We start from the raw sequence: 24,966 nt of genomic DNA, 5'->3' as shown, positions 1-24,966 counted from the left end.
TAAAATTAAATTTTTCTGCCAAATAAAGTTAAAACTTACAAGTTATCTGGTGTTGCTTATTTTTGTACGCCGCCATTTTTTGTAAAGAGTTCCTAATTTAAAATATTCTTATATAAAAAAGGAAAATGATAAAAAATGAAATAGCACGTGCATTTTATTTTTGGTTGCAATATGTAGCAAATAGTAGTGTCTATGTAGCATGGTTATTGCTACATATTTGTGGGGTATCTTGATGCAGGGATAGTGATATAATCCTTTTACACAGGCAACTTACAAGGCAATATAGATCTTTCATCAATAAGATGTAGCAAATGTAGCGATATATGGAAACCTCTCAGAGGTGATGCGCGATCAGCTAAATATTGAGTATCCATCAAAAGGGACATTGATAAACTAAGAAAAATTATTGATATCAGGATTATGAGTGAGAAAAAACATAAATTATTTAGGTTACAATAAAAATATATTCATCTTAATAATTGTATTGAGAAAAGAAAATACTATTCATTAATAGAACATGAAAGTTATCTGATAACAGAATGTAACTTAAAATTTATATGGTCAATAGCATGTCAACTAAGATTGAAACAGCTCGAATGATTTTGCGTTTAATTAACGAAGATGATTTAAAAGAGGTTGCTGAACTTAATTCTGATCCAGAAGTAAGGAAATTTTTTCCTGATGGAGTCCAAGACACAGATCAAACTGCGAAAAGAATAAAAGAATTCGTTAGTTTTTATAAAGAAAAAGGACTTCCTTGTTTTGTTATTTTTGATAATTCTTTAAAAGAGTTCATAGGACGTTGTGGATTTGGTCCAATTGAAACCGGAGAAATAGAAGTAGGTTATCTGTTGCATAAAAAATTTTGGGGGAAAGGATATGCTTCAGAGGCCTTGGAAGCACTATTGAAATGGGCTAGTACAAATATCGACTCAGAATATATTATTGCTTTTGCACCAGAAGGTCATATTGCGTCACAACGTGTTATGGAAAAGTGTGGTATGGAATATTACAAAGATGGGTATGGCCATGGTGTTATGTGCAAATTCTATCGTATGAAAAATAAATAGCATTATGCAGTACAAGAAATTGAGATTTACCAATAAGAGTTGATAGTTTATAGAACCTTATGGAATGTAAAAATATTGGATTCCTTCCTGCTAAAAGGTGGGGAAATGAAGAATAAAAATCGCAATGTAATTAAGGTATAATTTAATGGAATTAACACAGCAAAAACGGCTTCTATCGCATGTAATTTCTCCAGAAAAAATGGAACATATAATTCAAAAAATTACTGAGAGAATCAAATGCGAAGGAGATAAACCCTCGTTTTTGTTACTGAATTAATGTTTCATAAAAGAAGTAACAAAATGTCATTACAATAATAAATATGTATTTTTAAAAAATGACAAAAATTGATGTAATTACTAGTAGTTATGGGGAGTTATTCAAAAATGGCGTTTAGAATTAGGAATTTTATTGTTGGAGATGAAGTAGAAATTTATAAACTATTTCATGATGCAGTTCATTCTATTAACTCTAAAGATTATGATGAAGTGCAGCTAAATACATGGGCTCCGAAGGAAGCTGATTTGGAAAAATGGAGAGAGTCTTTAGAAAGAAATTATACTCTTGTGGCTGTAGAAGAACAAACAAACGTGATTGTTGGCTTTGCTGATTTAGAGAAAAATGGACATATTGACCGTGGATATGTTAATAAAGATTATCAAGCAAGAGGTGTTGGTCTTGCTCTTCTCAAAGCATTAGAACAAAAAGCTATTGAGTTAGGGATGAAAGAGCTATATGCGGATGTGAGCATCACGGCAAAGAAATTCTTGGAATTCAAAGGATATGTCACTGAAAAAGAACAAACTGTCTCTATAAACGGCGTAAAGTTTATTAATTATTTAATGAGGAAAAAACTATAAGCAAGTGATGGAAAAATGCAGATTCTTACCACCGCCGATGAGAGAAAAAAATATTTTTATTAATATTAATACTGACATGGTTAATTAAACTGAGATTTGATAACTTTTTACCAGGATCGGGGCCGTACCCCAACTTTAACCGATCATGTACGTAGTAGGTGTGGCGAAGTCAGAACACTTGGTGTTTCACCTCATTATAGAGGACAGGGTATTGGAAAGATCTTACTTCCCTATAGCTTAAATTATTTTTCAGATAAAAACTACCAAAACTGTTATCGGACTGTTGCGACACAAAATAATAGCGCGCTTCGTATCTATCAAAACCTTGGTTTTTCAATTGCAAAGCATTTTCAAGTTTACTGTTGGAAATTTCTTAACAATAGTTAAACCTCAGGTTTGGGGCTAGTCTAGCGAATTGTAAAAAGACCTAAAGAGAAATAGAAGTTTTTTAGTAAGTAATCGTTCATCATTGTTTATATCATCTCAACCCGAAACGCTTGATAAGAGGGTGATTCATAGGGATGAGCTTTCTTTAAGGCTGCAACAGCAGCTTTGATTTGCTCTTCAGTACAGATAATTTCTACTTTATATTCAGGCACTCTCTCAAGTTGATTGATTGTTCCAATAAAAGCATGGCTGCCAGGTAATGGCATAAACTGCCCCTCGCCTAATGTTTGCCACGCACAATGCTGATAATGATCCACACTTCCTGCCCCTGTATCAAAAATAGCATTTTTAACAATTTCTAAATGTGTTTCTGGAACACAAAAACAAAGCATGTACATGATATCACCTATGGGGAAATTAATTCTGTTTTCCAAGAGTTGCTTATCTTCGTATAACGAATTACCTCAGAAAAAGAAATGGAGCCGACTGTGTAAAAAATCCATGTTTTTGGGATGAAGCGGAAGCCAAAATAATCCTCACTCATAGGGATAGAAAGGCTTGCAAATTGATCACTCAATTCTTTTTTCCTTGTTTCCAATTGGCCTAAATCTTTAATGACAAGACCTGAAGTAGGGGCATAAGCAGAAAATCTTAATTGGCGTTCACGAGGAAGAGTTCTCCAAAAAGCTTCATTTTCTTCTTGGGAAATGGGTATTGCTGTTCCTTCTAAAATAACTTGTCGGCTCTGCATTGCAAATAAAAAATTTAAACAGGATTTAGGGTTATTTAATAATTCAGCAACCTTGCGTGTTTTTTGTTGAGTAAAAAATAATAGACTCTCGGTTTCAATTTCGCGAATGGCCACCACTCGACTATGAGGATCACCTAAGCTGCTACAAGTGCTTAAAACAGCACAGAAAGGATCCTCAATCCCTCGTTCTTTTTCCTTGTTCAACCATTCTTTTAGCATGTCAAAGGGCACAAATTTCTCCTGTTAATTGGTGTACTATGGTTAATGTATCAAGTTGAACTTATACTTTGAATGCACGAGGGTTCACTTCCACCATCGTTTTTGAACCTGATTTTACAATGCGTATTTGATTGTGTTCCACTAATAATTCAACTGCATGGTCGCGTTTTATTTTATCTCGCAACGGACTTAATTGTTGAATGGTTCGTAACGTTGTTGAACTAATATTCTTTTCAATAAACCAGCCCATAAGTTTTAGGGCATCGGAAAACTGCAAAGAAACGGTTTCGGTAGGCATAATTCGCCGTGCTTCTTGCAAATGCCAATTAATTATTTCAATAGCATTTTCGGTATGCTCTACACTAATATCCCCATCGCGTCCTTCAAAGAGATGAAAAAGTGCTGCAAGCCGCGCTGTATTTTCAGCCGCTTTTGATGCGAAATCAACGATATCGACCCACTGGCCTTGAGGTTTTAACCCTGCTTCTACCGCATTAAAAAATAAAATCCATTGTTGTTTTGCGGCCATACTCATTTTCAACAATGGAAGTTGAATACAACCTTGATGGCTTAATTGTTCTGACTGATTTAAGCAGGCAGTGACGCGTTGGTCATAATAGGTTAGAGAATGCAAAGAAGCAGGCGGTTCTTGGTAAAATCGATTTCCCATACTATTGGCAGGATAAGCCATGAGACAACGAGCTAAAAAACTGCTTTGTCGACTGATACCCGAAGCTTGCTTGGTAAGTTGTTGTAAGATAAGCGGTTGCATCATCAAGTTAAGTGTTAAGCGCCGATTTTCAATGGTAAATCCTTGCGTTGTTTTACGATGCGCGGTGAATGTCTTACCGTCCCACAAACGATTAAGCAAAGCTACAAAACGAGTCGGATTACCTTGCATGCTATGGCTACCTAAGATGATGCCTGCCTCATCAGACCAAAGGGAAGCGGAAGGCCAACCTTGAGCCAAATGAATGGCCAGTGCCTCTTGGGTCGCATCTTCAAAATAAAGAGTGGGTTGCAAAGGAATTTCCGGCTCTTGATGAATTAATTCATCAAGCATTTCTTTGGCATAATCAGAATCTTCCCCCGTATAAGTTGCACGTTTGATTTGAGAGAATAAACTATCTTTTTCCATTTGCCATACTTGATGTTGCGTTAGTGCTGATAACACTTCAGGCTCGCGCCTTTTACGAATCAATGTCTCCCAGTGACGCGCTGCTTTCGAAAAAACATTATCTGCAGCAGTTTTTCGGGTGCCAGAGCCGCTGGCAATTAAAAAATAAAGTGATACTGGACTAATTAAATAGTTGTCTCGCGCCACATTAGCAAGTGATTGGCATGATAGTGACATATTAGCCAAGGCGCTGCATGCAATCAAAGGCAGGGGTTGCTGTCCATATTGTTGATAGTCGATTACGGCTTTTCTTACAATTGGGGGAAGTGCCTCAACTGGATAAGGACAGTCAGGGGCTAAGATTGGAGAAAGTGGAATAGGTTGTCCCCATCCGACATTTTGGTGGACATTATTTTTGATCTCTAATTCATTCTGTTCAATAGTCATTGTGTTAGAAGATGAAGTTTTGGTTTCTGATTTTACCAGTAGCGTCTGTATGATGTAAAATTAGTGGCCTGGAATACAATATAGATGTCCTTTTATTATTGAGCATGAGATTTGAAGACGCTTTGATAAGTTTCTTTCCATTTTATCCTGGACAAAGTCGATTTTTTTGAGCAACCCAAACCGTTGCTTCTCCACACTCTGGGCCCCTAACGTTATGTACAAGGATTTTAAAATGGCACTCTAGAAGGATTTGAGTATATTCTTCGGAAGAAAGGGAGGCATGATATAAATCATATCCTCCATTATCACCCCAAACTTCTCCATACTCCGGTCCGGAAGTAAATATTAATAAACCATTTTGCTCCACTAAAGAGGCAAGGGATTTTAATGTTTTTCGTTGATCGTCATGAGGTAAGTGAAAGAAACTATGCCAGGCAATGACTGCATCGAATTTCTCTTGCAAATCTAAAGCCCTCATATCAGCAAGTAGCCATTTTGCATTTGGGAATCTTTTTTTGCATTGCTCAATCATTTTTTTACTTGCATCAATGCCTGTTACTTTATACCCTTGTTTCATTAAAAATTGGGCTATGGGTTCGCCCGTGCCACAGCCAACATCTAAAATAGTTCCTTTGGATGGAATCTGATTTTGTAGTAGTTCCAAATAAAATTGCTCCATTTTGAGCTCTTTATTGCGGTGACTATCAAACCACTCAGAAATTTCATCATAAATAAGGTAGACGTTGTTTTTATTTCTTTTCTTGATTGAGGGATTAGTTCGATATTTCAATTGAACAAAGCCACCGCCAATACATTTAGTTTCAATATGCTCCAGTTCGATGTCTTGTGCCAAAGGTCCAAATAACGAACGCCCAGAGCCGAGCAACACTGGTGCAATGGTTATTGTTAATTCATGTATTAAATGCGCGGCTATAAAATTCTGGACAGTTATACCGCCATCAATATAAAGATGTTTAAACCCTTCATCAGTTAAGCGCTTCACGAGCTCAATAGGTGTTTCGGAGGAGGTTGAAACATGTTTTAAATGAACAGGAATTTTTATGGGTTTGCTGCTCATCACTACAACTGGAAGCTCACCATAAGGCCAAGGATTAAATGATAATACTTTCTCAAAAGAATGCCTACCCATAATGAGTCCATCGACCGTAGATATGAACTCTTTATAACCACCATCCTCACCAGATGGCACAAGCTCATTTGCTTTGGTTAGCCAATCAATAGAACCATCATCTCTTGCAATAAAACCATTAAGACTTGTAGCAATAAAAACAGAACACTTAGCAAGCATAATCGTTTATCCTTTGTATACAGACTTATTGATTGAGTTCAGAGTCGATTCTTTTTGAAGTCAGATGAAGACTCTAGAAGTCCTAAACTTAAAGCTCCTGGAAAAACAGTATCATGATCCATATTATTTAGAACATTAAAAGCAGTGCTTAAATTCCTGTGAGGCTTGCTCATGATGGTTTCATTCAATAACTTTAAATCATCTATCATTTGGTAATCGCCTTTATTTTCTTGGTCGCCGATAATAAAGCAAACACGAGTATTTTCTTCAAGATTAAAATTTTGCTTTTTTTGAGCTGCTTTTAGCACCAAATGATTATCATACCAGAGAGAGGGGCTAACGATAATGTAACGATTAAATATTCCAGGATGGTGGACTAATAAATATACCCCAAATAATCCACCGTAAGAATGACCGACAAAAGTAGCGGTTTTATTAACTCTATATGTCTGGTGAAGATATGGAATAAGTTCTGAATGAATAAATCGATAAAATGATTCGGCACCACCCGAGTATTTTTGATATTCAGCTCCATATCCTCCTGATCCAACATAACTTGGTGTGTAATCTCTGGTTCTATTTTTCTTATACTCATTAGGATTTGCATAAGCTATCCCAACAATAATGGAGTCGTTGATTCTATTTCGGTCAGATAAATGCTCACTAATTTGTTTGGCTAATGCAAAGCTGTAATCAGCATCTAATAAGTAAATAGTTGGATAGTCTTTTTTGTTAGAATCATATTCTTTGGGGAGACTAATATATAAGTTATATTTGATTCCATTGATCTTTGAAGGAAACTCTTTGGTTAACGTATGATGTAAGCTAAATGTATTCGTGTATTTTTCCTCTAGCGGATTACTTTGTATCTTCGTCGATATGCTGGCTGCTGCCATAAGGCTTAAGGAAGATATTAAAATGAACAAGGTGAACATTTTTTTCATAAACTAGCCTCGCAAAGACTTTAAAATAAGAGCATTCATTTGTTTCTGAATTACCTCAGGCCCACGGTCACATAAATCAATATGTTTGGCTTCAGGTAGTGGAATAATTGTTATGGCTAATTGTTTTAACGACTCTTGAGAAGGCAGTACGCCTTCATCTGCCTTAGTATCATTTCCACGCAGCGATAAAATAGGTGTTAGCCCGGTACGTGGAAAAGGCATGCGCAAGCTATCCAATGATATAATTTTTTTCACAAATTGAGGATGGTTTCTTGCAAACAACATGGCAATATCACCACCATTCGAATGACCAATTAATGTCACTTTAGACAAGTTTAAACTGGGGTTGATCCGGCTAAGCTCTTTGATTACGTAAAGTATATTGGTACTTCCTCGTTCCCATAAGGGTTTGCGTCGCTCAAATAAATTGCCAGTTTGAGCTAATGGGGGATCTGATTTTAGATCATGCTGGATGCTTACAACAAAATAACCGTTTGCAGCAAGTGCATTGGCTAAGAATGAATATTCAGTATCGCGTACAGTGTATCCATGATTAATGATGGCAACGGGTAGTTTAATAATACCAGCATTTGCTTTCCCCTGTGATTCATTACTCACATAAATTTTAACTGGAATAAGTCGTTTGCGATCTTTATCATAAAATTTAATGGTCTTAGTTGAGATAAATGGATTGTTATCAGGCTCTGGATCCTGAGACCAATCAACCACTTTCCCGCGGGTAAAATCCCATCTATAAAGCCAAGAAACCCCAAAATGGGCATAGTAAGAATCAGCGGATAGATAGGCTTTATCCTGTAGTGCATCATCTAGGCTGATAAAATGATAACCGTATTCTTGGGCTATAGTTAAGAGTGATTCAATGGCTAATGAATTAACAAGATTGGCATGAAGTAGCCAAATCTGATTAATATTTCTACCAAACATTTGTTTAGATGCGCTTTCATAAAAGGCAAATTTAGCACGTGTATGTTTCAAGTAACTTTGAATGATTTTGTCTTTATTTTGAGGAAACTCATGTAATTGTTGGTTAAATTTCCAATCGTCAGTGTCTATAGTAACTGGAGCAACTAGGTATCCTTCATGTTTTAAAAACGACTCAAATTGAGAGCGAATCTTGAATGTTTCACCTGTATCAAGGTAGGGGTGCCTAAAGTAACGGTACTCTCTACCTGCACTTTGCATTAATTGTTTGGATATTTTAGAGCCATTAGTCACTTCGGCTTTAAATTGCTTGGTTGTGATGCTACTTAAGGACAGATGCGAATAAGTATGATTTCCCAAATCAAATCCGTTATCCACCCATAATTTTAGGAGATTTATTTTTTCTTGAGTTTCATTAGTGCGGTAGAGTTTCCCTTCATTCACAAATCCAATTGCAGGTACTCTATATTTGATAAGCGCATTTACTATTTGCTGATTTATTTGAGCTTGTTCCTCTATAGATTCTTCGATTGAAGCAGGTAAATCATCAAAAGTAATTGCTATTTCACTGGCGTAACCAAAAGCTTGATAGCAAAATAGGAATAGAGCTTGTGCTATTAATAAAGAAATGTTGGATTTCATGTATTATTTTTCCAATTCATTAATTAAGTAAAATAATTGATTCAGGGTCTCATTTTTCGCTCTGAAACTGGCGAAGGTTACATGTTTTTTACTATCTGCAATGTGTTTCGTAAAGGTAATCACACGACCATCTTTCTCAATCCAGCCGATGAACCATCCGTGTTGTAGTGATAGTTTTTGGCTTTTGTCTTTTGTTAACTGTCGACCATTCCCTGTTTTTCCATACAGTTTCCAACCACCCGCTAATTCTTGAATATATAGAATGTCTTTAGTCATAGTGAAAGCTTTGGGATTCACGGATAGTTTTTTATTGACTATTTTTTGCAGAAACTGAATTTGCTCACTTGGTGAGATGGCAAGCGAGCTTGATAGCCAGGAATGGGTTAATCCATTATTCTGACCTTTGTCGCCGGAAATATCCTGATTGCCATAGTGAAATGCATCAACATAATTCTTAAATCGAGTCATACCTAATTGTTGTGTTAGAACTTGTGAATACCAAACACAGGAATCTCTTATCCAGGTACGTGGATTATGAGGATATTTCCAAACATTAAGATAAAGTTCATATTCTTTTTTGTACGGCCATTCCGGATTGAGTGTGTCTTTTAATATTCCTGAATCAAAACCCATAAGACTCAAAGCAATTTTAAAGGTTGATTCTGGCGCAAAACGCTTATTGCAATCTTTACCCTCGTGCTTTAGCACAGTTTGATTTTCCTGTACCAAAAAGCAAGTACTTTGGGCCCAAATAGTTCCGCAATAAAATAGTGTCAACCATAGAAGTACGCTTAGTTTCTTCATAACAACTCCAACATCATGTGAATTTATATCGATATGGGTACGAGCTACACTGCTGTACCCACAGGTGATTTATAGCGTGGTATTACTTAGGCTATTTAGAGCAACCTTACGAAATACTGGAGCAGCCAATTCTCCACCGGAGGTTAAAGTCTTACCATTTTTTCTTGAATGACCGTCTTCTATTACAACCACCATGGCATAACGTGGCGCATCAACCGGTACAAAACCTGCAAACAAGGCAATATGCTCGCCTTCTGCAACATTAATATTTTCTGTAACAGTTCCTGTTTTACCCGCGACATGAACACCAGGAATCGCAGCAAGTTTTCCTGTGCCATTTATAACAACGTTCTCGAGGATATGATTTATTGAATTGGTTGTTGCTGCTGAAATGATAGGAGCCTCTTCTCCTTTGAATGGACGTCCAAAGTTTGCAAGAATGGCGTAGGATTTTGTTAATGAATCAATTGTGACCGGTATATTCTCCCCAAGAGAAACCATTGCAAGTTGCAAGTCATCACTTTGATTTGCTTGCCACCAAGTATTAATATCAAAACCAAATTCAGTGAGTTTTTTACGAATTACAGGTAGTCCAGTTTCTTGGGCGACTTTAATCATGCATACATTACTTGATCTTGCAACCGCTTGGGTCAATGAAGTAGGGCCTTGACTTACATAGTAATCTGTAAATGTTTTACCTTCTACGGAGTAAGGTGAGCGACAATCATATTTTTTGGTTTCAGAACTATTCCCAGCATCAATTGCTGCCGCCGCAATAAACGGTTTTATCGTAGAGCCAGGTGAAAAAACACGTGATTTCCAGCTATTCTGATTTTCATCATTACCGGACTCAGCAAAGGCAATGAGATTACCAGTTTGTGCATTGACGATTGCAATAACCCCCGATTTTGCATGATAGTTTTTTACCGCCATTTTAATTTCTTGCGCGGCAATTTGTTGCATTTTAGGATCTAAATGAGAGGTATCGATTTCTTGTGCCTTAGAACCGGTCAATGAACCGACTGCTGAATAGGCGACACAGATTGGTGCCAAAATAGAAACCCCCATAAATCCAACTGCTAACCATAATGATTTAGATGGTTTAAGTGGATAAGCTGATAACATTGAAATTCTCCTGATGATAAAAGTACAGTCTTCATTGTCTTTGCCCAAGGCCATACCTACCGTGCATGCAATTTCTAGGTCTGATGACAGAGAACATTGAGACACTGTCTGCACTACATGAAACAGACAGCTGCCATAGTCATGTGCCGAAATTTTTGGCTGGCCAACCAATACTTCATCACATGAACATTCTTGTAATTCGCTTAAAATACGACCCCATCGAATAACACCTGGATTACCCCAGAAAAGAATGCGCAGGGCTTCAATAAAATAGGCCCATAGACAATCACCATTACGATGATGTTGGCCCTCATGAGCAATGGCAATCTTCACATTTTTGGAGGAAGAAAATAGGGATACGGGTAATACGATATAAGCTTTGTTAAATAAAACGACGGAGAAAGGAATATGACAACGTCGAGAAACTTTAATGACCAATTTACCGGAAGTTCGATATGGAATTGCTTCAGCTAATAGTGCTCTTAAACTGCCCAAACTCAACAATACTTTATAACTGCGAAATAAGACGAGCAAACAAAATACGATATAAAAAATATGAAAATAACTCGTATTGCTTATTGAAAAAGAGGTTGCTGATTCAGGAGTCTCTTGGGAGTGTTTAGACTTTAAAATAGGTTGATTCACATACTCTTGCAAAGCATCAATGGATGCATAGTGATGCCGCTCCAATTTTTGATTGGTTTTAATACAATGAACCATTAATGGAGAAATCACACAGCTAATTAATAAAAAGCGAGCCAATTTGAGTTTAAATGATGGCTGATTTGAGAGCCAACGACCGCCAATAAACCATGAACTGACTAAAAGCAAGCAATGAATGCTCAATAAAATTTCCAGGAATAACATAATCATGCCTCTATTTTTTGTTCAGAGGTTACTAATTGTTTTAGTGCTTCCTCAATTGCTTGAATGTCATCATGTTGTAGCTTTTTGGCCATCAAGAGTCTTTGCACCAGTGCTACAGGTTCACCATCAAAAACATTAGTGACCATATGCTCAATGCACGTGCTTTCGTACTCAGCCTTGGTAACAATTGGGAGAAAAACATGGGCATAAGTATTTTTTTGGCATCCCAAAAATCCTTTTTGTTCAAGTACTTTTACTACAGTTGCCACAGTGGTATAAGCTAAAGGTCTTTCTTTGGGCAAATGTGAAACAATATCTTTAATGGTTACTTTATTAAGGCTCCAAATAATATTCATTAATTCAAGCTCTACCTCTGTAAGGAGGCGATCATGAGCAAAAGTGTTTTCCCCTCTTTTTATTGACATTTTTTCTCCAGAAACTAAGTAAAACATAATCTACTATATTTTTAGTAGATACTACTATAAAAATAGTAGCCTTGAAATAGTTTTGAAAGAAAATAAATTTGTTGAAGTTTTATTTAGTTAAGACATCTTATAGGGGCTCTGGGTGCAAACCCCAGAGCTCCTACTTAATGATCGACAAATTAAACGTATGCTGAACTATTGAATTGTGGTGGTTTGTACAAAACGCTGCGGTGCTTAGAACAGCCCTAAGTCAAAATGCTTTTGCTCTACCTCTTGTTGCCCTTTAGTAGCAACGCCTGTCGTTTTAATTTGTGTCTGCTCTTGTAAACGTGGGTTCATTTCTTGGGTGGGATTTTCTTTTAAACGCATATCAAGAGGCAATTCTTCTCGTATTGATAACCATTGCCCAATAGCACTTAGATCACCAACGATAGGCTCTGCAATTTCTCGAAAAACAGCGGGTCCATTCTCGCTATTAGTGAGACAAACAACTGCTTCATCAGTAGTAAGGTTGATCGCTGCTAAATTGCGTCCAGTTCCATTATCACCCCAATGAAAAGCGATACGGGTTCCATCGGTATTTTTCTGAATCCCAATTCCTAGACCCCAAGAGATTTGATCTAAAGTATCAGTAGAGACTCCTTGCTTCATTGCTTTAGTATCTTTATCTTTCAACGATGAAACAACCGGTTTAAACATTTCCCATCTAATATAGGGATCGTTAATACAGGCTTTTAGAAATTTTGCATAGTCAGAAGTCGTTGTATACAAGGATCCTGCCGGGTGAACCATATAAAATTTTTGCTTACGATTTACTGAGCCATCTTGATCATGGCCAATTGCTATTGTTGCAGCATGTTCTGGAGGATGACCAATAATTGTAGTCACAAGGGGTAACTCCCTTGCTTCAACAGGTATTGGCTTTGACCAAAAAAATGGTGGTATTTGAGCAAAGCGAGCTTTGATTTCTTGTAGGCTTTTTTCTTCAAGTTGGTTGGAATTTTTTTCAGTCATTTGTACGCTGCCGTCTACTGCCCTTTCAGCAACAAATAATTTATCCTTTTGTAGGATAATACTTAATTGACCATGTACATCTAAAGTATCTTTTAATAATTTTTTAATGCGTTCAGGAGTTGGTTCTTCCTCTTCATCTGGCAGTTTAATAAGACTGCAACCCGTTGGTGGCATGAAACTACTATCAGTCATACCTATCTTAGCAAACTCTTCTTGAGCTAAAGCTTCCAGTGATTTTGCAGTAATGTGTTCCACAATTTCACCTAGAAATTGATAAGCTACTCCTGAATAATCAAATTGTTTTCCTACTTCAGAGACATACTTTAGAGATTCTGGTGATGAAAATTCGTTAGGTAAGCCTGCTTGATGGGATAGGATCATACGGGCAGTTAATTTTTTATAATTTTTATCAGTTCGCATCTGTGGAGGACCAAAATCGCCGTATTCATGGAGTGGTTTGTCTAAATCAATGAGATCTTTTTGCGCTAGTTTCAATACAATATAAGCAAATACAGGTTTACTCAATGAAGCGGCTTCAAAAACAGTCGAACTAGTAACTTCTTCAGGTTTGCTGACATTAGTCACACCTACCTCTTCTGTAGTAACAACTCCGCGGTCAGAAATAATTGCTGTGGCAATACTTGGGATACTAGTTCTTTTTTGCAATTCACTTAAAGAACTTGTCCGTTCTTTAGATGGATTGGGTCTTGGAAGTGGATTGATGCCCCAATTATTAGTTTTACCCCCTAGCTCATCAATAGTTCTAGCAAAACCCCATTTTGGAAAAAAATAGTTCGAAGCCAGTTCTATTTGAATTGTCGAAGGGACAATTTGTTCCGCAAGAATATGTCCATTATGTGAATTAGCGAAAAATACCATGGCACTCTTATCCTTTAAATTGATTGCAACCCACGCTCTGCAATCATTCATGTCACCCGAATGATAGGCGGTAACAACCTCTTCTTTTTCATTGGTTTGTAACCCCCAACCTAAACCCCATGCAACATGGCTTAAAATGGAATCGCGTATCTTGTCTCTAGCAATTCCAATTGCTCCCGCCAAACCTCTATCGTGCGTCATGAAGGCATGCGGAATAAAAGGATTTTCAATCGAGCTGTCATGGCTTAGATGTTTGACAAACTGTGCATAATCTGATGCCGTAGTTCTTAGTGTATTGGCGGCACATGGTTTGGGTTCTTTACATCCATATTGTGAGACTACAGCTCCAATCAGCTCCGGATTGTTTGAAAGTTTACCTTTATCAGGTAACTGTTCAAGAATGCTTGAAACTACTCTTTCCGGAAAGGAGCGATTGACTATTTTTCCATTATCTAACCAATATGCTGTTAGTTGCTCATCTTCTTTTAGTATGACAATCTGACCAGGTTTCATTTCATCAAACAAGGGTTCTTTTTCAGCATGCAAAAGCGAGTGATAGGCCTTTAATGGCTCATAAGTGCTATGAGTCATGTCACAACGATCAAATACATGGTTTTTGGCCAATGTTTCTAGATTTGCTTCAGTCAATTTTTCAATCACTTGTTGTAAGTACACGATACCAACATTTGAGTATCCATGCATTTTTTCTTTAGAATCTTTTTCTTTAGGGTTAGGAATGAACTGAAACTTCATTTCACCATGAGCAAGGCCTGTTGTATGTGATAACACCATCCTTGCAGTGAGTGCTTTAGCACAGACAACAGCAGATTTGTCAGACATATCAAATTTCATTCCATCTATCTCAAATTCTTCTAATGGTAGAATATGAAAAAGAGGAGTATCTAAATCAAATTGACTCAGGTTGAATTTATCCAAATTAAATTTACCTGTCCCGCGCTTTGCTTGATTCGCCGCATTGGACTGCATCAATTTTTGTACTAAATAGGCAAATACGGGTTTGCTTAGCGAGGCTGCTCCAAAAACGGTTTCTGGTTGCACTTTTGTAGGTGGTGCAAGGCCTGTTAGAGTAGTTATTAATTCAGATTCTTGAGAATTGGCCAATTTATAAGTATCAGTACAACTTTCTCGTAACTTTTGATATGAGGATTGATTACTTTCATTTAACTGTATTTGATGAACGCTTTGTGTTGTTTGATTCACATAATAAAGTGTGTCGTCAAATAGAACTACAGCATCTTTAGTTCCTAATCCCAACTTATGAAAGGGATATTTGAGTGGATCAACAGGTATTGCAAAAAGGCCGCAACCATCTGTAAGCCCTTTTTCTTGAGTAGATATGATTCCATCACTGCTTATAAAGGCAATAGAAATTCCTGGAATTTGTGCTTTAGACATGACATCCAGCAAAAGTAATTCCGCCATTTTTGCATAAGACATACAATTGATCATAATAAAAACAAGTAAGTTAATTATACCCTATGCCGTAAAATTTATTCTCAATCAGTATTTTTTTACAAATTTTTAACATTGTCGGATGTTTAGATTAGCCGTTTTCTAGACGGAAAGAAGAACCTAAAATGGATTCCGTTGAGATTGGATCGGTAAAAACAAGACCGATCCAAAATTTATAGCTATTTTTTTACATGTTGTAAGCATCTACGATACTTTTGAGCCAAGTCTTTGCTTCTGGACTGACCTTTTCATCCTTCAAAGCAATATCACAAACAGCATATTTTCGTGAAGTTTCTTCGCCATACATATCATCTAATGCCTTATTCCAAAGCGTTAATATGTTGGAGTCTGGCGTTTTGCCTACTTGTTCAAGAATACCATAAAGCCTATGCTTCCAATAAGCGTCTAAAGCCTTCTCTAACCATGTCATAATCTCTGGTGTTAAACCAATTTCATCAAGACCTTTTCCTTCTCCAAATCCTTTTTCCCATTTTTTGGTTCTCAGATGGGCATATTTTTTACCGTATACGCTATTAACCCATTCCATGTAGTTTTTCCCTGTTTGGATACCTATAGTGGAATCAGGATCGTGTTTCATACTTTGTTTCAATTCATCTAAAAGTTGATGCCATTGTTTTTCAAACTCAGCCTTGTTATTTGTTTTCATTTCCTTTTCAAATGCTACGTATTGTTTGAGCTCATCAGGAGTAAATATTTCCTTAACCCAATCATGTTCAAGATGCTCTGCCATTTTATATACCTCAATCAGTTGTATAATGGTTTCCCATGGAATGGATTGATTGACATCAACAGAGTCTATAATGCTTCTTAAGGTTTTAGCTCCGGAAGTACATGCCAATGCTTTTTGTTCTAACACTTGAGCTTGGGCTTCAAAATGGTTTAGCGCGTGACGTTCTTCAGAGAGCAAGGTTTTGATTTGTGATAGCTCAAAACCAAAAAACTTTAAAGCAATAATCTGTTGTAATTTCAATAAATCCTTCTCGGAGTAAATACGATACCCATTGGACTGTCGTAATGAAGGTTTAAGTAAACCAATGCGATCATAATGATGCAATGTTTGCACCGAAACACCAGTTAATTTGCTTAAGTCTTTTACGAACCATTGAGTCATAGTATTACCTCCTTAAGAACAAAGGTAAGATATATAGTAACAATAGGGTCAAGCGGTTTTTTCATAAAATTGATATTTATTTTTTTATGCCTAACGTTTCAAGAACAAATTCACAGCGCTCTGTAATCGTTTTTTTAGGCATGAGCATGATTTCAAAACCAAACTCTTTATATACATCTATGTGAATTTGCTCAAAAATAAGGGCGTCTTCATAACTGATTTTGCGAGCTGAAGTTGGTTCAATAAACCCCAAGTTCTCAAAAAAGAATACTTTGCGTTGATAAATACTAGCTTTTAGGCAGTGGTCAACTTCAGCTAATAAGATAGGTGAGGGTGTAAAATCATTTTTATGCCAATGAGCGGAATAACGCCCCAATGCATAAGCACAAAATGGCGATCGGTCATAAAATTGCAACGCACCTTGAGCATTCAATTGCCTTAATTTTTGTGTTAAAACAATCTTATCTACAAAATCAGTCTCTTCCCATGGACGCATAATTCCCTTTGCCTGTTCCTCTGCAATGACATCTGTTGCAGACTCAGGAATCACTACATACCCTAATCTTTTCAATGCCAAAATAACAGAAGTTTTTCCACTGCCTGGGGTGCCAGTAAAGATAAAACGATTTGCTTGTTCTAATTTATTCATGTAATTCAAATCTTTTTTGGAGCTCACCATTTATCTCAATGTTTTCAAGGAACATTTTGAGAGGTCGAACCCATAGTTCAAAATCGCCGTAAAGCGCTCTGTAAACCACCATATCTTCTAAGCTTTCCGAATGCCTGGCAATATCAATCACTTCATACAGATTGCCTTTATAATGACGGTATATTCCTTTTTTAATAAAACTCATAGCACCTTCTTCATATAATAACGCTGATGACCTTTTGGACAGTCATCCAGAACCCCAAACTCTTCATAACCATGTTTGAGATAAAAATCTTTTGCTTGAAAATCAAAGGTATCGAGGTGAATTAAACTGACTCCTAATTCTTTTGCTTTCTCCTCAACTTTATTGAGTAAAAGGGTACCCAAACCTTGGTTCCGATATTTTTCCTCAACAAAAAAGACACTGATGTACAGGATATTCCATGTATAAACCTCCGAACAAATACCCGCTATTACCTCATCACCGTTTTTAATCGTAACGTTTATATCAATTAATTCCGGTTGTTGTGTTGCAGAGACACACAATTTATTAAACTCAAACAACTTTTGATCGATAATTTTAAATGAATCTTTGGCATTGAACTCCAATTTATATTTTGTGTTTGGTACATATACATCGCAGCTATCAGTTGTTTTTTTAGTTACAGTATCTCTTTCTACATGCAAATGTTTGGTTACTTTTTTGGTAAACCACAAAATTAAATCATCATCCAAGGGATATGTTTCCCCAGGAATGGTTGGTTTATAATGATAAGTTACCCCTAAACCATCAGGAATATAACCTCGGTTAGCATAAAGTCGTTGAGCTTGTCCATATCCGCCATCAGGACCACCATATAATCCAACACCAATTCCTACAACATCACACTGACTGGCTGCATTTTCTTCAGCAATAGTGAGCAAAGCACTGCCTATTCCACGCTTGCGGAAAGCAGGCAATACATTTAAGTCCATAATTTCTGGGATTCCTTTATGAGAAAAAGGTTTATAGTGTGAGGTCCATTTTAGAGTAACATAGCCCGCGATTTGGTCTTGAACATAGGCCACCCAAACGACTCGCTCAGACTGTTCTTGTTCTTGATAGTACCCTTCAAACAAAACGTAAGGTTTTTGCCAATTTGCTTTTTGAAACGCATCGACCAAAACGGGGATATCGCATAATTCTAGTGGCTTAATGGCAATTGACGATTGGTTTTCTGCTAAAGCTTCAAGCTGTTTCATCATGTACACCATATTCCACTCATATCCTGCTGGTTTTAAATCCAAAAGAGGGTTAAAACCAACGGACTGATAGAATCGGTAGGTTTTAAGGTAATTCTCTTCCAATTCAGAGGGGCTTAGGGTTTCAACGGTTATAGTTTTAGCACCTTGTGTTGCAGCAAAATGGCAAGCCGTTTTGATTAATTGCTTTCCTACACCTTGACGATGATAATCACGTTTTACAGCCATCCAGTAAATATTAGCATTATCAGGATAGGGAAAATCAATTGAAACAAGGCCAAACGTATTATCCCCATCTTTTGCCGCAAAATTAGTGCGTGTGGTCACACCTATTGCGTAGTGCTCGTTCGCTTCTGGCAAACCAAAGTATTCTGGCAAATCCTTTGTAATGGTTCGACATAAGGATTGAGCTAAATCTCCCGTTATTTTTTCGATTTGAATCATAGTATTTTCCCTACTGCAGTATCTCTCGCATCACCTTCATAGCCATCTGGATCATCAAATGGCATGTCGATGTAATCATTATTTCTATAAAATCTTAGCGCATCCGGTGAAGACTCCACGTGCAAGCTTTGATAGCCTTGTGTTTTTAGCCACTTTTCACATAACGCCAAGAATTGGCCACCATATTGGTGGTTTCTTTTTTCCTCATCAATCACAATGATGCGCAAAGCTGCTCTTTTGTGAGGCCATAATTGCAGATGGGCATAACCAATGATGTCGCTTCCTTGAGATAAAACAAAATGAACATGAGCTTCATGCTCAAAAGTCCAAGTATATGGATCAGAAAGCCCTGCCTTATCAAAAAAATAGAATTGTCTAAAATGGCGTACTTTATCCCATTCACGAGGTGTTAATGCCTTAACCACTCTTAATCCATTAAATCCTGCTTTTCTATCAATAGCTGCGATAAAATCCTCTTTACCCACGCAATAGGCAGTAATGTCATAGGGATGTTGATGTGCTAACTCTTGTTTTAAACGAGCATAGGCTACTCTATCTTCTGGATTTGCTCTCATCCAGTCCCTAAATTTTAAATGGCGCTCGATTTCTGGGTTTCCAAACTCAAAAATATGAGCATGATGAGTTCTTTGGTTATCTCCCTTTTGAAAATAGCGGCGAAATGGAATTCCGTATTCTCCTTTTGCTTCATAGCCCAGGGCTTTCATGGCAGCATTGGCACTATCTACTTTGCTTAGTTCCAAAACAACTGGAATCATATCGATGATTGGTTTTGCAGCCAAACCAGGTACTGAAGTGGAACCGATATGATGAATTTCAATGCAATTACTACCTAATGCTTTTTTAATTCGCTCTGCTTCCTGTTCAAATTGCATAGGCCAATTAGCATCATAAGAAACTACTTCGATAAGCCGTTGTTGTTGGTTGACTTCCATCATCTATTCTCTCTCTTGAATATGCTGAACCATTTCATCCACAAATGCGGTGACTTCTTGATAGGTTTCTTCGGTCAAGATATCGCTTGCATGATCTAGTTCCGCTTTAGTTAATGCTCGTTGAATTAAAGCTCGCCATTTTGGGAATTGATTTTTAGCCCACACTCCAGCTTTTAACTTAGAGCCTTGTTCCTGATGGTGGAGCACGTACAAAGCCCTGCACAGTGTTAATACAGCATAATATTGGTACCCTAAAGAATTTCTGGTATGAATAACCCAATCTTGCCATTCAATGCTCTGCTTTTTGACATGCTCTATAAACTCACTGCTTGATACAGGAGCAACAATCGACTTTGCTGATGGACCATATAGAATGAGGCTATTTGTTTGCAATAAATAATAATTAATAAGCCAGTCAGTTCCCGCCTGTTTGAGGTGAAACGGTTCTCCTGGGCTAATGACAGCAATTTGACCTTGCTCTGTCTTAAAATGTTGTAACATTCTATACGATGCATAAGCTACTTCAATTCGGTCATACCAATCTGGAAAATGCTGAACCAGATTGGTATGCAAATAATCTAAAGCCGCGAATTCTTCTGATGTCATTTCTTGGTTTAATGCCACAAGAACATCAATGTCGCTGGTTGTTTCATCAAAATCACCCCAGACGAATGAACCATACACGTAAACGCCCAGCAAATGTTCCTTTAAAATTGATTGCAAGCCGGACAGTAAGTCATTAAGCAAATGATTCACTTCCGAAAATTCTGTATGTAATTTACTCATCTAATACCCCGTTATTAACTGACTCTTCAGATTCTTCTTTTCGCTCATCAGGCAAGAATCCACCTACTTGCGCGTCCCACAGGGTTTTATACAAACCACCAAGATTCAACAGTTCAGTATGTGTGCCATCTTCAACAATATGGCCTTTATCAAATACTAAAATTCGGTCCATATGCAGCAGAGTCGATAAGCGATGCGCAACGACCAGGGTTGTTTTTCCCTGCATCAACTCCCAAAGACTGTCTTGAATGTTGGATTCTGTAATGGAGTCCAGCTGGGACGTGGCTTCGTCCAACATTAAAATGGGTGCATTTTTTAAAATCGCACGAGCAATGGCAATACGCTGGCGTTGCCCGCCTGAAAGCTTCACACCACGCTCACCGACCAATGTCTCATAGCCTTCTGGCAAAAGACTGATAAACTCATGCGCATGAGCCTTCTTGGAGGCTAAAATGACTTCCTCATCCGAGGCTTTTGTCCTACCATAACGAATATTATCCATTAAGCTTCGATGAAAAAGTGTAGGGTCTTGAGGAATCATAGCAATGGCTTGTCTTAAACTCTCTTGAGTCACTTCAGATAGGTTTTGATCATCGATTAGAATTTGTCCATCCACTACCTCATAAAGTCGCAAAATCAAATTAACAAAAGTGGACTTGCCGCTGCCTGAATAGCCCACTAACCCCACTTTTTGACCTGCTTCAATGGTTACCGACTTATTCTGGAACAAGGAGTAACCACCTTGGTAATGAAATTTTACCTTTGAAAATTCAATTTGCCCTTGCGTAACAATTAATTGGGATGCATTTTTTTTATCCTGTATCTCATGGGGGATGACCAATGCATTTAAACTTTGTCTTGCCTTGCCTAAGGCTTGGTTAAATTGGTCCACTTGGTACATGGTGTACCACATCATATGCCCCAATTCCATGGAAAGCCCAAGAATCAAAGCAAAATCACCAATGCTCACCAGTCCCTTGCCATACAAGTGAATTAAGGTAATCGATGCCAAACCCATCATTACCGCAATCATTCCACCTTGGGCGCAGCATAACAAAACAATAAACAGCTCTTTTCTTTGGAAAGCCCGTTGTACCGAGCGAAAAAAAGTATTCATACGCTCTACTTCAAAGCCTTTACGTGAAAAAATACGAATATTGGATTGATTCGCCAGGCTATCTACTAATTGCCCAGAAAGCTGCGATTCAGAATTTGCATGGTCATCCGATAACTGAACCAATCGCGCCGACATCCAAATACTAAATGAGGCAAAGGCAATGAACCATAAGAATAAAATATAAAAGAACAGGACATTAACAAAATAGGCTGTAATAAAGGAAACCAGCAACAATGAAGCACCACGTAGAAAATCGACAGATACGCGATGCAAAATAATCTCAAGATTATCAGCAAGAGTCGTAATTTGTGTGGCAATTCGCCCTGATAGGTTATCCTGAAAAAATTGCGTACTACTTCCCAACACATACTCAAACATTTGGCTAATAATTTGGTTTTTAATCACCGCTTCGTATTTATAGTTCAAGTACCCGATTGTTCGCCAGGTGATATTGTCAAAGATAATAAAGTTCAATACCAATAATCCAGCGATCCAATACAAAGCGGAGAGGTCTGTATTTGTCTTTGCCACTAAGGTATTAATGAAGGACTTAATCAATAAACTATTAAACGGTCCCCAAAATCCAGCCATTAAAGCAAGCAGGATAAATAAAAAAACCATGCGACGATACGGTTTTAAAAAATGCCACATAAAAGAGCTTATGTGGTTAGGCAAACGACTAGTCATGATGAACACCCTCTGCTTGTTCCCCATTGAAATGATGTATCTTCCCTTGATGAATGTGATACCTGGTTTCAATGTGAATGGATTCTAAAAAATCATGATCGTGAGAAATAACCAGTATCGCACCTGGAAATTCACGTAATACTCCGATGATATGATCGCGTGTTTCCAGATCTACATTGTTGGTTACCTCATCTAAAACAAGTAGTTTAGGCGGATTGGCAGCAATCAAGGCTAAAGAAAGCCTTGCCTTTTCACCACCAGAAAGATCTTTGACCTTTATTTCTACCTCTTCATTTTTGCGAAATAAAAAGTCATTTAAATGGGCACGAAGTTCAGCATGAGAAGCATGGGGCATCTGACTTTTCATCAAATCCAGAACTGTTTCGTCACAATCCAGATGTTGATAATGCTGATCGAGATACCCAACTGTATTGTACTGAGGAAGAGTCCACTCACCTGTTCTCTTAATGTGACTATCCTCCAAAATCGCTTTGGCAAAGGTGGACTTCCCTGATGCGTTGTCCCCATACAATGCCACTCGTTCGCAGCCATTTAAGTGAAAATGAATGTCTTCCAGAATCACAGCTCCTGATTCATAGGCAATAGAAGTGTCTTGAATCCTGATTAAGGGCTTATGGTGGTCAAGACCGTTTAATTTAAATTTGGGCTTAATCGTTTGCGGAAGGTTTAGAGAAGAAAGCTCTTCAAGCAAGTGTTCTTTTTTATGATTAATCTGACTTAATCGTTTATTTCCTGTTGTCATTGCATTGGCGAGCTTTGTATGAGACCGAATCGTTGGCCATTTGCGTTGGGCTATCTTTTTTTCACCTGAAACACGAGAACGTTTATTACGTTCTTGTTCTCTCATTAGAGCAAGATGTGATTCTTTCTTCTCACGTGCAATCCGTGATAATTCCTGTTCAATCGATGCTTTCTTGTTTTCAAGCATCTGCTGATACTCAAAATAAGCCCCTCTAAATAGAGTGAGCCTACCCAAATCAATATGCCATAGAGTATCTGCGACGGTATTGATGAGCTCCGTATCATGAGAAGCAATGACCAACGTCCCCGGATAATGCTCGAGCATCCGCATTAAAGAACGACGATTGCGTCTGTCCAGATGATTTGTGGGTTCATCTAACAACAAAACATTCGGATCTTCAGACAATATTTTGGTTAACGCCTGGTTTAATCGTTGACCACCACTTAAATCAGGACATTCTTCAATCAATTGGGGTAAGTAACCAAAACGAACATCCTGTGGCATTTGAATTTCGCCAGCAGAGGCTGAACAAAAACCAGCAAGCATTTTAAGTAAGGTAGATTTTCCCGAGCCATTTCTGCCAATCAGTGCAATACGCTCACCAAAATGGATTTCACCACTGAAGTTTTGAAAACAGATTTTATGCGAATAGATAAGACCTAGGTCTTTAAATTGAATCGGTTTATGGTGCATGATTTACTCTTAAGCATGTCTTTTAGGACAATAAAAAATAGAAAATCAACAATGATTTCCTCTATTCGCCCTATTAGATGGGCGTACTTAAGATGTAATTTTCATGGCGTTATAAACCTACGTTTTACGGTTTTTCATATTATTTCAAATTTTAATGCAAAATAGTTGCTGATGTCAATCTTTGTTTCGCTCTTTGGCCGCAAACCGAGTATTTAGAGTCTTTAAATCTTAAGCTAGAGAAAAAAGTTCATGAGCGAACACGAGCGCTTCATCGGGTTAATGAAACTTTTGAAGAAAGCGAAAAACGATTTCGTGCGGCTTTTGATTATGCAGACATCGGTATGGCTTTAGTTTCATTGGAAGGACGCTGGCTTAAGGTGAATAAATCGCTGTGCCAAATAACAGGTTACACAGAAGAAGAACTATTACAAATCGATTTTCAGCGGATAACCTATCCTGATGATTTGCAAACCGATTTAAATTATGTGCGCCAATTATTGAACGGCACAATAAGCTCCTACCAAATGGAAAAACGTTATATTTGTAAAAATGGCGCCATCGTTTGGATTTTATTGAGTGGTTCGTTAATTAGGGATGCACATAGTGCCCCGCTGTATTTTATTGCTCAAATTCAAAATATTGATGCTCAAAAAAAGGCTGAACATGAGTTGGTTAGGATGGCCTACCATGATGCATTGACAGGATTGGCAAACCGCAAGCAATTGGAGCAATCGTTTCTATTATTTATGGCGTATGCAAAGCGCCATCAATGCAGTATCGCCGTGCTGTTTATGGACTTGGATTACTTTAAGAAGATTAACGGTACGTTTGGCCATGATGCCGGTGATTTGTTATTAATAGAGGTTGCATCACGTCTAACAGCATCGGTGCGCTCTTCAGATATTGTGGGACGACAAGGTGGGGACGAATTCTTAATTATTCTTTCAGATATTGTTCATGAGGAAGAGGTACATACCGTGATTAATCATTTGTTTCATGCTATCCAACAGCCTATTCTTATAAAAGAACAGACCATTTCGATTTCGTTGAGTATCGGTGTGAGCCTTTATCCTCAAGATGGTTCTGATTTGGATACGTTGATTCAACATGCGGATGCCGCTTTATATCAAGTGAAATCCACAGGAAGAAATAATTTTAAGTTTTATACGCCTTTCCATTGAGTTGGGCTGTGATGGGTGAAATACTCTTATTTCACCTGAGTATTAG

The 24,966-nt window shown here is 37.6% G+C and carries 22 protein-coding genes and 1 pseudogene; 4 read left to right on the top strand and 19 right to left on the bottom strand.

Annotation, left to right across the window (positions count from 1 at the left end; all coding sequences use genetic code 11):
• Positions 1 to 569 precede the first annotated feature (569 nt).
• From KYQ_RS17835 to KYQ_RS19750, 3 genes are all read left to right on the top strand, one after another.
• On the top strand, positions 570 to 1,070 hold the full coding sequence (locus tag KYQ_RS17835) for a GNAT family N-acetyltransferase (protein ID WP_014845068.1): 501 nt from the start codon (positions 570 to 572) through the stop codon (positions 1,068 to 1,070).
• Positions 1,071 to 1,454: 384 nt separating this feature from the next.
• Positions 1,455 to 1,928 carry a GNAT family N-acetyltransferase gene (locus KYQ_RS17825; RefSeq protein ID WP_014845069.1) on the top strand — a complete coding sequence of 158 codons (474 nt, stop codon included), beginning with the start codon at positions 1,455 to 1,457 and terminating at the stop codon, positions 1,926 to 1,928.
• Positions 1,929 to 2,024: 96 nt separating this feature from the next.
• Positions 2,025 to 2,315 (top strand): GNAT family N-acetyltransferase, encoded by a 291-nt coding sequence (locus KYQ_RS19750; RefSeq protein WP_076547508.1) that lies wholly within the window; start codon positions 2,025 to 2,027, stop codon positions 2,313 to 2,315.
• A gap of 86 nt (positions 2,316 to 2,401) precedes the next feature.
• On the opposite strand, the gene KYQ_RS17820 is transcribed toward KYQ_RS19750, so the two are convergent.
• From KYQ_RS17820 to KYQ_RS17735, 19 genes and pseudogenes are all read right to left on the bottom strand, one after another.
• Complete coding sequence (locus KYQ_RS17820; RefSeq protein WP_019350456.1) at positions 2,402 to 2,713, bottom strand: YqfO family protein; 312 nt, start codon at positions 2,711 to 2,713, stop codon at positions 2,402 to 2,404.
• Positions 2,714 to 2,721: 8 nt separating this feature from the next.
• Positions 2,722 to 3,297 carry a pyridoxamine 5'-phosphate oxidase family protein gene (locus KYQ_RS17815; protein ID WP_014845071.1) on the bottom strand — a complete coding sequence of 192 codons (576 nt, stop codon included), beginning with the start codon at positions 3,295 to 3,297 and terminating at the stop codon, positions 2,722 to 2,724.
• A gap of 49 nt (positions 3,298 to 3,346) precedes the next feature.
• A complete protein-coding gene (locus KYQ_RS17810; protein ID WP_019350455.1) occupies positions 3,347 to 4,849 on the bottom strand; it encodes a YfjI family protein in 1,503 nt (500 codons plus the stop codon).
• Between the two features lie 142 nt (positions 4,850 to 4,991).
• Complete coding sequence (locus tag KYQ_RS19745) at positions 4,992 to 5,528, bottom strand: class I SAM-dependent methyltransferase (RefSeq protein WP_370530130.1); 537 nt, start codon at positions 5,526 to 5,528, stop codon at positions 4,992 to 4,994.
• Positions 5,529 to 5,627: 99 nt separating this feature from the next.
• Positions 5,628 to 6,158 (bottom strand): annotated as a pseudogene (locus tag KYQ_RS19740) (dihydrofolate reductase family protein); the annotation flags it as partial.
• Positions 6,159 to 6,196: 38 nt separating this feature from the next.
• The gene (locus KYQ_RS17800) at positions 6,197 to 7,102 is read right to left on the bottom strand and encodes an alpha/beta hydrolase (protein WP_014845074.1); all 906 of its coding nucleotides are present in this window, start codon (positions 7,100 to 7,102) and stop codon (positions 6,197 to 6,199) included.
• 3 nt (positions 7,103 to 7,105) lie between these two features.
• Positions 7,106 to 8,686 (bottom strand): alpha/beta fold hydrolase, encoded by a 1,581-nt coding sequence (locus KYQ_RS17795; protein WP_014845075.1) that lies wholly within the window; start codon positions 8,684 to 8,686, stop codon positions 7,106 to 7,108.
• Positions 8,687 to 8,689: 3 nt separating this feature from the next.
• Positions 8,690 to 9,490, bottom strand: coding sequence for an oxacillin-hydrolyzing class D beta-lactamase OXA-29 (locus KYQ_RS17790; protein WP_014845076.1), 801 nt, complete (start codon positions 9,488 to 9,490; stop codon positions 8,690 to 8,692).
• 69 nt (positions 9,491 to 9,559) lie between these two features.
• Entirely contained in the window at positions 9,560 to 11,482 is a 1,923-nt protein-coding gene (locus KYQ_RS17785; protein WP_019350454.1) for a M56 family metallopeptidase, read from the bottom strand.
• Between the two features lie 2 nt (positions 11,483 to 11,484).
• Positions 11,485 to 11,907: a BlaI/MecI/CopY family transcriptional regulator gene (locus KYQ_RS17780; protein WP_014845078.1), complete on the bottom strand. Its 423-nt coding sequence runs from the start codon at positions 11,905 to 11,907 to the stop codon at positions 11,485 to 11,487.
• A 234-nt stretch (positions 11,908 to 12,141) separates the two neighbouring features.
• Positions 12,142 to 15,258, bottom strand: coding sequence for a serine hydrolase domain-containing protein (locus tag KYQ_RS17775; RefSeq protein ID WP_014845079.1), 3,117 nt, complete (start codon positions 15,256 to 15,258; stop codon positions 12,142 to 12,144).
• 202 nt (positions 15,259 to 15,460) lie between these two features.
• Positions 15,461 to 16,405 (bottom strand): MerR family transcriptional regulator, encoded by a 945-nt coding sequence (locus KYQ_RS17770; protein WP_014845080.1) that lies wholly within the window; start codon positions 16,403 to 16,405, stop codon positions 15,461 to 15,463.
• A 76-nt stretch (positions 16,406 to 16,481) separates the two neighbouring features.
• Positions 16,482 to 17,054 (bottom strand): AAA family ATPase, encoded by a 573-nt coding sequence (locus tag KYQ_RS17765; RefSeq protein ID WP_014845081.1) that lies wholly within the window; start codon positions 17,052 to 17,054, stop codon positions 16,482 to 16,484.
• Positions 17,047 to 17,259: a DUF1653 domain-containing protein gene (locus KYQ_RS17760; protein ID WP_014845082.1), complete on the bottom strand. Its 213-nt coding sequence runs from the start codon at positions 17,257 to 17,259 to the stop codon at positions 17,047 to 17,049. Before KYQ_RS17760 ends, KYQ_RS17765 begins: the two co-directional genes overlap by 8 nt.
• Entirely contained in the window at positions 17,256 to 18,740 is a 1,485-nt protein-coding gene (locus tag KYQ_RS19660) for a GNAT family N-acetyltransferase (RefSeq protein WP_014845083.1), read from the bottom strand. The genes KYQ_RS17760 and KYQ_RS19660 overlap by 4 nt, the downstream gene beginning before the upstream one ends.
• Positions 18,737 to 19,693 (bottom strand): bifunctional GrpB family protein/GNAT family N-acetyltransferase, encoded by a 957-nt coding sequence (locus tag KYQ_RS17750; RefSeq protein WP_029489092.1) that lies wholly within the window; start codon positions 19,691 to 19,693, stop codon positions 18,737 to 18,739. Before KYQ_RS17750 ends, KYQ_RS19660 begins: the two co-directional genes overlap by 4 nt.
• A 3-nt stretch (positions 19,694 to 19,696) precedes the next feature.
• Positions 19,697 to 20,479 (bottom strand): nucleotidyltransferase domain-containing protein, encoded by a 783-nt coding sequence (locus KYQ_RS17745; RefSeq protein ID WP_014845085.1) that lies wholly within the window; start codon positions 20,477 to 20,479, stop codon positions 19,697 to 19,699.
• A complete protein-coding gene (locus KYQ_RS17740; RefSeq protein WP_014845086.1) occupies positions 20,472 to 22,283 on the bottom strand; it encodes an ABC transporter ATP-binding protein in 1,812 nt (603 codons plus the stop codon). The genes KYQ_RS17745 and KYQ_RS17740 overlap by 8 nt, the downstream gene beginning before the upstream one ends.
• A complete protein-coding gene (locus KYQ_RS17735; RefSeq protein WP_014845087.1) occupies positions 22,276 to 23,739 on the bottom strand; it encodes an ABC-F family ATP-binding cassette domain-containing protein in 1,464 nt (487 codons plus the stop codon). Before KYQ_RS17735 ends, KYQ_RS17740 begins: the two co-directional genes overlap by 8 nt.
• 341 nt (positions 23,740 to 24,080) lie before the next feature.
• Here KYQ_RS17735 and KYQ_RS17730 point away from each other — a divergent pair, with 341 nt between their 5' ends.
• Entirely contained in the window at positions 24,081 to 24,920 is an 840-nt protein-coding gene (locus KYQ_RS17730; protein ID WP_014845088.1) for a GGDEF domain-containing protein, read from the top strand.
• Positions 24,921 to 24,966 lie beyond the last annotated feature (46 nt).

This window comes from Fluoribacter dumoffii NY 23 (genome assembly GCF_000236165.1).
GTDB lineage: Bacteria > Pseudomonadota > Gammaproteobacteria > Legionellales > Legionellaceae > Legionella > Legionella dumoffii.
Note: the sequence above shows the minus strand (reverse complement) of the source record. Positions and strands in the feature narration are given on the sequence as shown.